Raw genomic sequence first — 14193 nt, 5'->3', positions numbered from 1 at the left:
AACGGGCTGTTTGGATTACATTAAGCAGTTCCAGCTGTATTCTGATCGTTTACATCTGGATCCAATGTATTCGTCGCATTAATGCCGTTAAATGTATTGATGACAAAGCCTGTATTGGATGCACCTGAACCGTTATATGTCTTTGCATTTTCCTTTGGCGATACATTATAGAAATCACCTAAATTAAACGAACCTGTACTCGATTGTACAACTACATTTCCTACAAATGATGGCAATACTTTCACCCTCTTATCGTATTTTCCTGTAAGTAGTATATGAAAAGGATCAATTATGTGTTATTTTCCCTTATTCAAATTGCCGTATTTGTAAGAGTCGAGAATTTGTAAATACATAATCTACATTGCCAACATGAAAAACAGCGGCACTTTGGATGAACGTTACTGTAATCTGATTGACATGAATAAATGGACATTCATTAATCGTATGCAGCCGTACCTCCTTTCTTCTAGTAGGTATTGTAATTTCATAGTCTGTAAACATTGAAAAGGATGTAAGGGGGGCTACATTTAAAGAAAATTGATTTCCCTCTTTTTGAATAGCAACTGCTCTATTCTTTGCTGCAATCGTATTCGTATCACCCAGCTGCGTTACACCATCAAGACCGAGGGAAGTGATATTTATTTGATCTACTACAGAAAATCGACTAAACATTCCTAGCCTCCTATTACTATGATGTAGGTACACCTAAAACGAGAGGTACGAATGGTCCTTTGGCTAATGATTCAGGTGGTGTGTCCAAAATAGAGGACATGATAATGACATCTGCATCCCCTACTAAAAAGAGGGATGCAGCAGAAACTCCAAGTGATTTAATACTTCCCACATTAAGCTCGTAATTGACAACCGTGAAATTCATGCAAATTACTCCTTTCGGACATGATGAGGTAAGTGTTGAATGAACGCTAAAAATGCCTTGTCAATATCTTGCTTCATGTTTTGAATAATGATCTCTTTCATATAAGCTGGATTAGAAGTAATCTCCGGATATGGCTGTACCTGTGATAAATAATAAGGAAGTCGATGCTCCATCTGTTTTTTTATGTCATCAATCATCATTTGCCTGTACATATCATCAATGGATGTTCGCTCATTTGTTTCTAACTGAATAATGCGCCCGTATGCTTCTTCTGATAAATAACGATTCATCTCCTGGATTAAATCTTGGTAGAAGTCGGGATTTACCTCGGTTTCAGGATTGACCTTTAGCTTTTCTGTACCCACATCAAAGTCTTCAATCACATTTTCTTTTTTTGCAAAAGGGGAAAGACCAATATTTAACGTTCCATTTAAATTTTCAACTTTCAGTTGGTCAAATTTGTATTCAACTTTTCCTATAGAAGAGGGAGGATTTCGTTTTAGTCCATCAATTTCCTCTCGCATGGATCGAATGATCGCTTCTAACTCCTCTAGTCGTTGTTGTTGTTGTACTAGGGCTTGCTGAAGCTGTGTGGTAAAAGTAACCCAATCTGGATTCATAATCTTCCCTCCTCTCAAAGGAACCTACTTGGCAGAATCATCTGAAGAGGCAATGGTAATAATTTGTCCCTTTGCTTGTAATGGACGAGCAGGTTCTGTAAATCCACCAGTATTGGAAAATTTCGAAAGTGCTTTAATCGTTCCTGCGCTCCCAATTTGAAATACAGAGGAAGTAGTAATGCTTCCTACCCGAAGATTATGAATAACAATGCTTTGCTGAACATATAGATTCACGATCATCTCCTCCTTAGTACGTAAAGGTAATGGGTTGATCATTATAATCAGGATCGTTTACATTCGTTTCATTTTGATAATTATAGACGGATATCGTTTCTCCGACATTAAAGGATCCTGAACCAGCAATCGTTTTGGCGTAGGAAATAGGACGAATGACAAACACATCGCCAATGTGAAATACTCCGCTCGATCCTATATTGACAATATTTACATTTCCTACAATTGCAGGCATCGTCTAACATCCTTCATCAAAAAAGTTTCGTATATGTAATTGTATGGGTAAATGCCTGAGAACGTGTATAAAACTTTCGAAAACGAAAAAAAAAGGTGACGGGACAATGGTATGAAGTACCGTTGTTCCATCACCTTTCATGTAAAGGAATCGTGTTTTTCGAGAAAGAAATTGATTATCCTTTGTATTCTATATAATCAGTTGGTTTAAGAGAAAGACCTTTTTTCTGTTTGTAGCTGTTGTTAGCTTCTAACTGTGCTAGTAATACTCTATTTAAGAGCTTGTCTAATTCTTGACTACAGCTAATTGTGACTTCAGCTGTCATTCCATATCGATTAACCAAGTTTTTCATCATTTCTCGTTTTTCTTCAATCGCTCGTTGTAGCATATCCTTGGCTCCATCTCTTTGAAATAATAAAGAGCAATTACTTCTATCACTTTCTCTATATCCTATTATACAATTTTATTTCCAAAAGAAAACAGTTTCGCTAAAAGAGTATAGAATTCTACAAATTTTAGCAATATAATAATTTGATTGAAATGAAAGAAGGAGCTTTTGCCGAAATAAGCAGGATTTTGTTTGTTCCCATTCGAAGTACATAAGGTAGAAAGATAAAAGGAGTGATGAAATGAATTTTGTAACTGCTAAGAAAGAAGAAACGGTATTTGTAGGGGTTATGGATGAAACATTCACGAAGGTACTTCATTTGCAAGAAGCGCAGTTAGCGTTAATGGGCAAGGTGAGCATTCCGAATACGATGATTGAGTGTATAGAAGCGGGAGAAGACTTTCTTGAACAGGCAAAAGAAATTGTACATATGGCAAACGAGAAACAGCCTATTGGCCAGTATCAGCTAGAAGAAGTAACGCTGCTTGCTCCGATTCCACGCCCACTGAAAAATATTATGTGTGTCGGTAAAAATTATAGAGAACATGCTATTGAAATGGGGGGTGTTTCGGACATTCCGGAACATCCTTTATTTTTTACAAAAGCGCTTACTACTGTAATCGGACATAGAAATTATATTGAAAGTCATGCAGACGTAACAAACCAGGTTGATTATGAAGGAGAGCTAGCCATCATTATTGGGAAACGTGGAACTGCTATTTCGAAAGAAGAGGCATATTCTTATATATTTGGCTATACCATTATAAATGATGTGAGTGCACGTGATTTGCAAAATCGGCATAAACAATATTTTCTAGGCAAAAGCTTAGATACATTTTGTCCTATGGGACCTGTTATTGTAGACCGTTCCAGCATTGAAGACCCACAAAATTTAACAATTGAAACAAAGGTGAACGGAGAAGTTCGTCAATCGTCCCATACATCGAAAATGATGTTTGATATTCGTACGGTCCTATCTATCTTAAGTAAGGGAATGACGCTTGAGCCTGGAGATATTATTACAACTGGGACGCCAGCGGGTGTGGGATTGGGATTACAACCACCAAGTTATTTAAAAGCAGGCGACGTAATTGAAATTTCAATAGAAAACATTGGGACATTAGTAAACGAAGTAAAATAATTGCTCTCTTAAGGGCAGTATGAGCTTGGCTTATATAAAGAACGAACTGTCAGTTTACCAGTTCGTTTTTTATATACTTTCTTGTATCCTTGTTTCGCCATCGGCACGAGTGAATGTAAATGTGTCCTTTTCTATTTCTATTCCCCGTAAATACTGATGTTGTACCGAGCAGACGAAATCGCCGTTGTCGTATACAATAAAGTTAACTCCTTGTTTGAGCTGAAAGTTACTTTGAAATTGTAAGCTATTATGACAGAAAATCGAATCATATACGGAATAGCCCAGTTCTTGTAGCATGCTTGCAAATGTGTAGAATGATGGATCTGATAACTCCGTTAGCCATACCTCATAGGAATACTGTAGTTTTTTAGGGACACGAAGTATATCTTTGTTTTGTAGGTGATGCAATGTGTGCTCTATTTTTATAATATCATTTTCATACAAATGGGCTGGTATCCAATGTTGCTCGTATAGTATTTCAAATCCATCTTGAACAATATCTGCCACTAAGCTAGCTTCTTCACTTTCTTCATCAAAGAAAATCCATTCTGTATTAATATGTTCGATACTTCCTATTGTATAGGCGCGTTGTTGATTGCGCATGATGTGATAGCGATTTAACATAATATCTCCTCCCTTTGTAGTATTGGTATCGACAAGTTTCCGACGATTTATAACGATATAGGCACGTTTTTACTTTTAGAGGCATACAATGAAACCAACTTGCAAGGTTAGAAAGCAGCGCTTTGTTCGATTGAAACGAACACCCCAATGTATCTTTATAAATATGAAGATTTTAGAAAGGATGAGGGGTATGTGTGGAATTACCGGTTGGGTTGAGTATGCACGTACAGTTAAGAATGAACAGGAAACAGTTATGAAAATGATGAATGCACTTTCGAAGCGTGGACCGGATGATTCGAATGTATATTCATCCACGCACGCCATATTTGGTCATAAACGATTAGTTGTTGTCGATCCAGAGGGCGGAAAGCAGCCGATGACAAGAGGAAAGGATCATCTCTATACGATTTGCTATAACGGAGAGCTATATAACACAGAGGATATTCGTCGTGAATTGCTACAAAGAGGCTATACATTTCAAGGACATTCGGATACAGAAGTATTGCTATCCGCTTATATGGAATGGAAAGAAGCATGTGTAGATCATTTAAATGGTATTTTCGCGTTTGCGGTGTGGGATAGTGAAAAGGAACAAGTATTTCTTGCGCGGGATAGGCTTGGGGTAAAACCGTTGTTTTATAAGCAGGATGGAAACAGATTGTTATTTGGTTCGGAGATAAAAGCTATTTTGGCTCATCCAACTGTAAGTGCAGAAGTAACGTATGAAGGATTAGCGGAGGTACTTGGTCTAGGTCCATCTCGCTCGCCAGGGCATGGTGTATTTCATGGGATTGATGAGCTTCGTCCCGGTCATGTGATGACGTTTTCTACGAATGGTTTACGGAAGTGGCGTTATTGGAATGTGGTAAGTCGTAAGCATACCGATACGTTTGAAGAAACGGTCCAAAAGGTTCGCTATTTACTAGAAGATGCCATTACAAGACAGCTCGTATCTGACGTGCCTCTGTGTACATTCCTCTCTGGAGGGGTTGATTCGAGCGCCATTACAGCATTTGCAGCAGAAGCTTATGCGCATGAGGGGAAAGACCCCCTTCATACGTACTCGATTGATTATGTAGGAAATGATACGTATTTTAAATCAAATTCATTTCAGCCAAATGCTGATGGGTATTGGATTGACCTTATGACAGATCGCTTTCGTACGAATCATCACCGTTGCATGATTTCGAATGAAGAGCTTGCAGCTTATTTAACAGAAGCGGTAATAGTTCGTGATTTACCAGGTATGGCTGATGTAGATTCATCCTTATTGTGGTTTTGCCGAGAAATTAAGGAGAAATTCGTTGTAAGTTTATCAGGAGAATGTGCAGATGAAATATTTGGGGGTTATCCATGGTTTCATAAACAGACTGACTTGGAGGCAAATTCCTTTCCGTGGATGCGTTCAACAGAAGCACGTGAAACACTGCTACGATCTGAATGGAGAAAGAAGCTGAACTTGCGTGACTATGTACAGCAACGTTACGAAGAAACGGTGAAGGAAACTCCTAGGCTAGATGGAGAAACACCGCTTGAAGCAAAGAGACGTCAATTATTCTATTTAAATATGGTTTGGTTTATGACGACACTTCTTGATCGGAAGGATCGTATGAGCATGGGGGCAAGCTTAGAAGTACGTGTTCCCTTTGCCGATCATAGGTTAGTCGAATATGTATGGAACGTACCTTGGGAGATGAAAATGCACGACGGAAGAGAAAAGGGATTATTACGAAAAGCGCTTGAAGGGGTATTACCTGATGAAGTGCTATACCGTAAGAAAAGCCCGTATCCAAAGACGCATAATCCATACTATACAAAAGCAGTAGTTGCTTGGTTAAAGGAAATTCTTTTGAAAAAGAGCAGTATGCTACATGAATTATTTGATTCGAAGCAGCTGCAGAATCTTATTGATTCAGAAGGAACTGCCTTTTCGACGCCTTGGTTTGGGCAGCTTATGACAGGTCCACAACTGCTTGCACATCTAGCGCAGATCGATGTATGGTTTACGCATTACAATATTTCAATTAAAGAATCATAATTTGAAAAGATAAAATTAAAGGAGCTGTGGTTATTACCACAGCTCCTTTCTAGGAAACAAGTAATCTTATTTTTCGTCTTGCAGAGCGTCGCAACCTTCTACGCCATTACGAATTTTTATTGCATTACTAAGTTCAGTGATAAAAATTTTTCCATCTCCAGGTTTTCCGGTGTTTAAAACACGTTTTGCTGTATCAACAACGTCTTTTACAGGTACCTTACAAACTACGATTTCAATTTTTAAACGTTCATGCATTGTAATTTCACGTTGAACACCGCGATACACTTCTGTGAAGCCTTTTTGTAAGCCACAACCTAATACATGGGTTACAGTAATACCACTAACACCAATTTTCGCTAATTCTTGTTTGAATTCCTCAAATTTAGTTGGACGTGTAATGATTTCAATTTTAGTAATTGTTTCACTCATCGTATATCACCCTCTTCTTATTATATACTTTCGTGATAAGCTTTTTCACCGTGAATGGAGATGTCAAGACCAAGAGCTTCTTCTTCTTCACTAGCACGAATCGGAGTGAAGAGGCTAATCACTTTAATGATAACAAATGTACCGATTGCTGCAAAAGCATAGGAAGCAACAATTGCAATCAACTGCTTACCAACTAGGGAAGGATCGCCATAGAATAAGCCGTTAGCACCTGCATCATTTACTGTTTTTGTAGCAAATAATCCAGTTGCAATGCCGCCCCAAGTTCCGCCAATACCGTGAACACCAAATGCATCAAGTGCATCGTCGTATCCCAACTTTTTCTTCAAATAAGATACGCCGAAGTAACAAACAATACCACCGACTAAACCAATGATAATGGAAGCCATCGGAGTTACGAAACCACAAGCTGGAGTAATAGCTACTAAACCAGCAATCACACCACTCACTGCTCCAAGAATAGTAGGTTTCTTTGTAAGAATCCATTCACATGCAACCCAAGCGATTGCTGCTACAGCTGCTGCTGTATTTGTATTAATAAATGCTGTTAATGCAACTGAGTTGAAGGAAAGAGCACTACCTACGTTAAATCCGTACCAACCGAACCAAAGTAAAGCTGCACCTAGTACGGTCATAGGAAGATTATGCGGTGTAACTGTTTTTAAGTCCTTGCGTTTACCAAGTATGATTGCAAGAACAAGACCAGATACCCCAGAAGAAATATGAACGACGTTACCACCAGCAAAGTCAAGAGCTCCTAAGTTTCTAAGCCAACCTCCTACACCCCATACCCAGTGAGCAAGTGGATCGTAAACAAGTGTTGACCAAAGGAAAATGAATGCTAGGAAAGGACCGAATTTCATACGTTCTGCAAATGCTCCGGAAATTAGAGCTGGAGTTAAAATTGCAAACATTAGTTGGAAGAGCATAAACAAACCATGAGGAATTGTTGCACTATAATCGGCATTAGGATCAAATCCAACGCCGGTTAAACCTGCGAAGTTAAGTCCTCCAATTATTCCATTCCAATCTGTACCAAATGTAAGCGAGTATCCAAATAATATCCATTGTATTGAAACAATTGCCAATGCTGAATAACTGTGCATTGTTGTACTTAATACGTTTTTACTTCTTACCATACCACCGTAGAAAAGTGCGAGTCCAGGTGTCATAAGCATGACAATGATTGCTGATACGAACATAAAGACTGTGTCGCTACCGTTTAGACCTTGCATGTTGAATCCTCCATTTCATGAATAAAATTTTAAATTGATACATGAGTTCTTGAGACTGGCATCTCCTTGTGTTAGTTTTCCTAACACTTTATGTTATATTTAGTATCATAGTGGCTAATCTGGATTTTGGCAAGATAAAATCGGTGAAAAATTGTAAAGATTTTATAAATTAAAAGTGTATTATAATGAAATCGTATTCATATGTAAGGAAACATAACATTATGTTAGAAATATAAAACCATTTAAGTAATAAAATGTAAAATAGGTAAAAGGCCTTTTGTGTCGCTATATAAACACTCGTGTTTCCAAAGACTATATCTGGGTAGTTTATGAATATTCCGTATGGAGAAACTTTCTATCATGGTAGGAAATTTCACATTTCAGAAAGCACAAAATGTGAAAATGAACATGAAATGCACGTTATAGCTAGCGATAGCTTAATTGCCGGATGAGGTGTGAATAGAAGAAAGTGAATGACTGAGATAAGTCGTTCCACTTACCTCAGTCATTATTTAGCATTCCCATATTGTTAAGCCATGTGCACCTAATGTAATCTCAGCAGAATGTAGTTTTTCTTTTAATCGGAAATCTGCATAAAGAAATTGTTTGATGTGAGAATCGGATGGTACGTTTACTCGCAATGGGCCAGAAGAATTGTTATAGGCAAATACAATCTTTTGTCCATCAAACGTTTTTTTATACATGACGAGAGATCCTTCTGCTTTGATAAAATCAATTGTACCTTTGTTACCAAATGCAGGAATTGTTTTGCGGAGTAGGATGAGATGTGAAATAAATTCGAACATATCTAAATCTTGATTCTCTTTATCCCATATCATACATGCACGACAACCGGGATCCATTGACCCTTTCATGCTTATTTCATCTCCGTAGTAAATACAAGGAGATCCAGAAGAGGAAAGGAGGAACGCAAATAACTGCTTTACTATATCCTTATTATTTTTACAAACTGTTAAAATACGAGGTGTATCATGACTGCCAAGTAAGTTGAAAGTAACCTCCGTTGCATTGGTAGGATACATGAGCATTGCTTCTGCTGTTCTGTATACAAACTCTTCGGCATGAATCGTATTTTCTGCAAAAAATTTAATGGCAGCATTTGTATACGGATAGTTCATGACGGCATCAAATTGGTCTCCTTGCAGCCATGGCATGCTATCGTGCCATATTTCTCCTAGAATATATACATCGGGCTTGATTGCCTTTACTTCCTTTCGAAATTCCCGCCAAAAGTCATGACTTACTTCATTTGCAACATCAAGGCGCCAACCATCAATATTGAATTCACGAACCCAGTAACGACCTACCTCTAGTAAATAGTCGCGAACAGTAGGATGAGCGGTGTTAAGCTTTGGCATCATATATGTGAATGCAAATGTATCATAGGACGGGATGGGCTCGGTAACGATTGGAAATTTATGTATATAAAACCAATCCTTATAGAGGGAAAGTTCCCCGTTTTTTATTACATCTTGAAACGGAGGAAAATAGAAGCCACTATGATTAAAGACAGCATCTAACATGACTCGTATGCCATTTTTATGGCACACTTCCACAAGACGCTTGAATGTTTCCTTATCTCCGAATTGAGCGTCAATTTCCATATAGTCAATAGTATCGTATTTATGGTTGGATGTAGCTTTGAAGATAGGGGTAAAATAAATGCCGGAAATGCCTAATTTAACGAGATAGTCAATATGATTAATAATCCCTTCGAAATCTCCTCCAAAGAAATTAATAGGTGTTGGATCGGTGCTTCCCCACGCCAGTGTATCATCAGGATTTAAGGAAGAATCCCCGTTGGCAAATCGTTCTGGAAAAATTTGATACCAAACCGTATCTTGTACCCACGAAGGGGCAGAAAATACATCTTCAGGATTGATAAAGGGGAAGCAGAAATAGGGAGCTATATCGTCGGTGAGGGGCTCTTTGTAAAAGCCTTTTTCAGTGAAAATAGTAGTTTCACAATGATCCCGAAGCAAAAAGGCATAGCGTAGACGACGAAAATCTGGAGTAATGGTAATCGACCAATAATCATAAAGCTCCGTAGTGGCCAATTTTTTCATAGGAGACGTATTATATTTCCATTTTTCATCCTTCCAATCGTATGGATCACCATGAAGAAGTGACACTTCGTGTATATCATTTTTTTTTGTACGCAAACGTATATGAAGGGTTTTTTCATTATATGCGTATGCATAATTATTTTTTGGACGATGATAAATAGCTTCTTTAAGCATGCTACATTCCTCCTATAAAGGGATCGTATTCTATATATACAAATTCATACGTCGTCTTACTTATAGAGGTTATTAAAGTGAACGTTCAAAATCCTAGCTAATGTGGGATAAAGGATAGATGAGCAAACGATTGCTCTTTCTTTTTAAGAGTAGTATTCAGGGAGTCTAAAGTCAATGAATTTTGAAAAAGGGTAAGTCATATATCTATAGTTAGGAAGATAAAGAAAACGCTTGAAATTTATAAAACTCAAGGTTCTTAATGGTATAATAAACCTAATCAAAAGTGAAACTTATTTCAGAAGCTACCTTGAATGGAGTTACACAAAATCAGGCGGCTATAAAGGTTAACATCACTTGAAAGAGGTGAACCGTTAATCTGTAGCACAAGATTGAAACAGAGAAAGGATGGTGTGAAATGGCTATTACAATTAAAGATGTCGCTAAAAAAGCTAATGTCGCACCATCCACAGTGTCTCGCGTTATTGCAAATAGTCCTCGCATTAGTGAAAAGACAAAAAAAAGGGTTCGTAAAATCATGGATGAACTTGGCTATCATCCAAATATGAATGCCCGTAGTTTAGCAAATCAAACGACACAAGCAATTGGTTTAGTCATGCCGAGTTCTGCTAATACATCATTTCAAAATCCTTTCTTCCCAGAGGTAATAAGAGGGATTAGCTCCTATGCACATATGAAAGATTATTCTTTATATATGTCTACAGGAGAGACGGAAGAGGAAATCTTTGATGGTGTTGTTAAAATGGTACAAGGAAAACGGGTAGATGGCATCATTGTATTGTATTCCCGTATTGATGATAAAGTTGTGATGTATTTAAATGAACAGCAATTTCCTTTTGTTTTGATTGGAAAGCCAAATCATACGATTGAAAACATTACGTACATTGATAATGATAACTACGTAGCTGGACGAGAAGTGACCGAATATTTGCTTTCTCTTGGTCATAAGCGAATTGCATTCATTGGAGGTAGTCCGAATTTGATGGTAACAAAGGAGCGGCTAGCAGGATATAAAGCCGCTTTAAGGCTTGCTAATATTGAGTTACCAAATGAATATGTATGCTATATGGAGCTTTTGCGAGAGGGAGGACAACTTGCTGTGGAGCATCTTATGGAGTATGCTACTGCGCCTACAGCAATTGTAGTAACAGACGATATAATGGCCCTTGGGGTTTTAAGTACACTTTCTGAAAAAGGCTACAGTGTTCCTGATAAAGTTTCTGTCATTAGCTTTAACAACGTCATTTTTGCAGAACTTGCATACCCGCCATTAACATCTGTGGATGTGAAAATTTATCAACTGGGGTATGAGGCAGTAAAAAGCCTAATTGAAAAAGTGGAAACTCCGAATCTTTCACCAAAGAGTATTATCGTACCGCACAAGCTTGTAATCAGACAAACATGCAAAGTTTATAACAAAAATCAATTTAAAACGATATAGATCAGGTTGTAGTTTAAAAAATTTAGTATGTTAAACGAGAAATAAAGTGTTTCTTGAACAAATCACGAAACGATTCTCTTTTTACTGATAGAGACGGATATAAAGTGAAAGGGAAATGGGATAGGGTATAGATATAAGTGCAACCGATTGCACTAATTTTATAAGAAAAGGTGAGAATCGTATGAAACGATTATTTGATGTAGATTATTGGAAAATTATTGAGAATAAGCTGAATAAAGAAGAATTTCGACTTGCTGAAAGTATGACTAGTATTGGAAACGGTCATATGGGGATGCGTGGAAACTTTGAAGAAACGTATTCAGGCGATTCACATCGTGGTTCCTATGTAGCAGGAGTTTGGTTTCCAGATAAAACACGTGTCGGCTGGTGGAAAAATGGCTACCCAGATTATTTTGGAAAAGTAATTAATGCAATTAATTTTATCGGCATTCGCGTATTTGTAAACGGGGAAGAAATTGATTTATTTAAGTCCGAAATGGTAGAGTATCACCGCAATTTGGATATGCAGCATGGTCTACTTTCTCGCTCATTTATAGTCGATCAAGAAGGAAAGAAAACAAAATTTGAAGTTGTTCGTTTCTTGTCCGTTTCTGATGCAGAACTTGCTGTTATTTCCTATTCTGCTACGCCTATAAATTATGATGGAACGATTACGTTTGTGCCGTATCTTGACGGAGATGTACGAAATGAAGATTCGAATTATGAAGAAGATTTTTGGGTGGAAGTGAGTAAGGTTGTCAAGCCTTATGAAGGATCGCTTGTGATGCGTACAAAGGATAATTCGTTTGGAACACCTACTTTTGAAGTAGCGGCTACTATGAAGATTAGAGTAGAGGGAAATGTGAAAGCAGTTAGGACTCTAAGTAAGGATGAATATATCGAGAATCGTTTTGATATAGAAGGAAGGAGCGGCAAACGTATTACTCTTTATAAATATATAGCCATAACGACGGACCGAGACTACGACCGAACACATCTTGTTCATAAAGGGAATGAAGTACTGCAGAGGAACATTGATAAAGGGTATGCTGTTATATTGGAAGAACATACAGGTGGCTGGCTTTCACGTTGGCGCATGGCGGATGTTGAAATACAAGGGGACGAAGAGGCGCAGCAAGGGATTCGATTCAATTTATTTCAGCTATTTTCCACGTATTACGGGGAGGATGCACGGCTAAACATCGGCCCAAAGGGATTTACAGGTGAGAAGTACGGTGGTGCGACTTATTGGGATACGGAAGCGTATGCCTTACCCTTATACTTAGGAACAGCAGAGCCCGAAGTTGCTCGTAATCTAGCAATTTATCGTTATAATCAGCTGCCACAAGCATACGTAAATGCAAAGAAGCAAGGACTTGCAGGCGCATTGTATCCGATGGTAACCTTTACGGGCATTGAATGTCATAATGAATGGGAAATTACATTTGAAGAAATCCATCGTAATGGTGCGATTGCTTATGGTATATATAATTATGTAAACTATACAGGGGATAAGCTGTATTTAAAAGAATATGGTATCGATGTACTGATAGGGATATCTCGCTTCTGGGCAGATCGTGTTCACTATAATAAAAAGAAACAAGTATATATGATTCATGGGGTAACCGGTCCGAATGAGTATGAAAACAATAGTAACAACAACTGGTATACAAATACGATAGCAGCATGGACCTTGCAGTATACACTACAAGTGGTAGACTATCTGCAACAAAGTGGCGGTGAAGAACGTCTGAAAGATCTTGCTATCACAAAAGAAGAAAAAACGAAATGGAATCATATTGTAAATCATATGTATTATCCATATGACGAAGAGCTAGGAGTATTTGTACAGCATGATACGTTTTTAGATAAGGATTTGCGTACGGTTGACACGCTTTCTTTAGAAGAACAGCCGCTTAATCAAAACTGGTCTTGGGATAAAGTACTGCGCAGCTGCTTTATTAAACAAGCAGATGTTCTGCAAGGAATCTATTTCTTTAATGATCGGTATACAATAGAAGAGAAGCGCCGTAACTTTGAATTTTATGAGCCAATGACGGTGCATGAGTCTAGTTTGTCACCTTGTGTTCATTCCATTCTTGCTGCAGAGTTAGGTATGGAAGAAAAGGCATATGAAATGTACAATCGAACGGCTCGTCTTGATTTAGATAATTATAACAATGATACTGAGGATGGATTGCATATTACGAGCATGACGGGTTCATGGCTTGCTATTGTGCAAGGATTCGCAGGGATGAGAACGGATCATGAATCCATTTCTTTTGCACCGTTTATTCCATCTGCGTGGGATAGTTACTCGTTTCGTATTGTGTATCGCGGACATCAAATAAAAGTGAACGTAACGAAAGAAACAGTAGTACTTACGCAGGATGAAGGGATGGAATTACCATTGTCCCTTTACGGAGAAACCTTTGTGCTCCCAGCAAACGGATCCCTTAGCAAGGCTATTATTCACAATAATTAATCATTAGGATAAAAAAATCGCCTTGAAAGGGCGATTTTTTTGTGGAGCTGAACAAGCCGGCTCCGCTTTTCTTGATCTAGCTCCATCGACTAGCCCCTCCGGTCAGAGAACCCTCGCCCTATGGGGCTGAACAAGTCGATTCCGCTTTT

The 14193-nt window shown here is 38.1% G+C and carries 15 protein-coding genes; 4 read left to right on the top strand and 11 right to left on the bottom strand.

Annotated elements, in window-relative coordinates:
- Window positions 1-20: 20 nt before the first annotated feature.
- The 7 genes from ACAN53_RS11405 to ACAN53_RS11375 all read right to left on the bottom strand — a co-directional run bounded on the left by ACAN53_RS11405 (window position 21) and on the right by ACAN53_RS11375 (window position 2354).
- Window positions 21-236 (bottom strand): spore germination protein, encoded by a 216-nt coding sequence (locus ACAN53_RS11405; protein WP_379970030.1) that lies wholly within the window; start codon window positions 234-236, stop codon window positions 21-23.
- Between the two features lie 70 nt (window positions 237-306).
- Window positions 307-672 carry a spore germination protein GerPE gene (locus ACAN53_RS11400; protein ID WP_379970028.1) on the bottom strand — a complete coding sequence of 122 codons (366 nt, stop codon included), beginning with the start codon at window positions 670-672 and terminating at the stop codon, window positions 307-309.
- A gap of 16 nt (window positions 673-688) precedes the next feature.
- Complete coding sequence (locus ACAN53_RS11395) at window positions 689-877, bottom strand: spore gernimation protein GerPD (protein WP_379970026.1); 189 nt, start codon at window positions 875-877, stop codon at window positions 689-691.
- A gap of 5 nt (window positions 878-882) precedes the next feature.
- On the bottom strand, window positions 883-1497 hold the full coding sequence (gerPC, locus tag ACAN53_RS11390) for a spore germination protein GerPC (RefSeq protein ID WP_379970024.1): 615 nt from the start codon (window positions 1495-1497) through the stop codon (window positions 883-885).
- Window positions 1498-1521: 24 nt separating this feature from the next.
- Window positions 1522-1731, bottom strand: a complete 210-nt coding sequence (locus tag ACAN53_RS11385; protein ID WP_379970022.1) for a spore germination protein GerPB — start codon at window positions 1729-1731, stop codon at window positions 1522-1524.
- 13 nt (window positions 1732-1744) lie between these two features.
- On the bottom strand, window positions 1745-1966 hold the full coding sequence (locus tag ACAN53_RS11380) for a spore germination protein (protein ID WP_379970020.1): 222 nt from the start codon (window positions 1964-1966) through the stop codon (window positions 1745-1747).
- Window positions 1967-2141: 175 nt separating this feature from the next.
- Entirely contained in the window at window positions 2142-2354 is a 213-nt protein-coding gene (locus tag ACAN53_RS11375) for an aspartyl-phosphate phosphatase Spo0E family protein (protein ID WP_379970018.1), read from the bottom strand.
- 241 nt (window positions 2355-2595) lie between these two features.
- Here ACAN53_RS11375 and ACAN53_RS11370 point away from each other — a divergent pair, with 241 nt between their 5' ends.
- Window positions 2596-3495 (top strand): fumarylacetoacetate hydrolase family protein, encoded by a 900-nt coding sequence (locus ACAN53_RS11370; RefSeq protein ID WP_379970016.1) that lies wholly within the window; start codon window positions 2596-2598, stop codon window positions 3493-3495.
- Between the two features lie 69 nt (window positions 3496-3564).
- Here the strand turns inward: ACAN53_RS11370 and ACAN53_RS11365 are convergent, their stop codons facing one another.
- Window positions 3565-4119 carry a DUF2777 family protein gene (locus ACAN53_RS11365; protein WP_379970014.1) on the bottom strand — a complete coding sequence of 185 codons (555 nt, stop codon included), beginning with the start codon at window positions 4117-4119 and terminating at the stop codon, window positions 3565-3567.
- A 190-nt stretch (window positions 4120-4309) separates the two neighbouring features.
- Here ACAN53_RS11365 and asnB point away from each other — a divergent pair, with 190 nt between their 5' ends.
- Complete coding sequence (gene asnB, locus ACAN53_RS11360; RefSeq protein ID WP_379970012.1) at window positions 4310-6157, top strand: asparagine synthase (glutamine-hydrolyzing); 1848 nt, start codon at window positions 4310-4312, stop codon at window positions 6155-6157.
- Between the two features lie 66 nt (window positions 6158-6223).
- Here the strand turns inward: asnB and ACAN53_RS11355 are convergent, their stop codons facing one another.
- The 3 genes from ACAN53_RS11355 to ACAN53_RS11345 all read right to left on the bottom strand — a co-directional run bounded on the left by ACAN53_RS11355 (window position 6224) and on the right by ACAN53_RS11345 (window position 10100).
- A complete protein-coding gene (locus ACAN53_RS11355) occupies window positions 6224-6586 on the bottom strand; it encodes a P-II family nitrogen regulator (protein WP_379970010.1) in 363 nt (120 codons plus the stop codon).
- A 20-nt stretch (window positions 6587-6606) separates the two neighbouring features.
- Window positions 6607-7839 (bottom strand): ammonium transporter, encoded by a 1233-nt coding sequence (locus ACAN53_RS11350; protein WP_379970008.1) that lies wholly within the window; start codon window positions 7837-7839, stop codon window positions 6607-6609.
- Between the two features lie 512 nt (window positions 7840-8351).
- Window positions 8352-10100, bottom strand: coding sequence for a glycoside hydrolase family 13 protein (locus ACAN53_RS11345; RefSeq protein ID WP_379970006.1), 1749 nt, complete (start codon window positions 10098-10100; stop codon window positions 8352-8354).
- 415 nt (window positions 10101-10515) lie between these two features.
- Between ACAN53_RS11345 and ACAN53_RS11340 the strand changes: the two genes are divergently transcribed.
- Together ACAN53_RS11340 and ACAN53_RS11335 are read left to right on the top strand one after the other, a co-directional pair.
- Window positions 10516-11559, top strand: coding sequence for a LacI family DNA-binding transcriptional regulator (locus tag ACAN53_RS11340; RefSeq protein WP_379970004.1), 1044 nt, complete (start codon window positions 10516-10518; stop codon window positions 11557-11559).
- 181 nt (window positions 11560-11740) lie between these two features.
- Window positions 11741-14044 (top strand): glycoside hydrolase family 65 protein, encoded by a 2304-nt coding sequence (locus ACAN53_RS11335; RefSeq protein ID WP_379970002.1) that lies wholly within the window; start codon window positions 11741-11743, stop codon window positions 14042-14044.
- Window positions 14045-14193: the final 149 nt, after the last annotated feature.

The sequence above is a fragment of the Ectobacillus soli genome (assembly GCF_042610425.1).
Classification (GTDB): Bacteria; Bacillota; Bacilli; order Bacillales; family Bacillaceae_G; genus Ectobacillus.
Note: the sequence above shows the minus strand (reverse complement) of the source record. Positions and strands in the feature narration are given on the sequence as shown.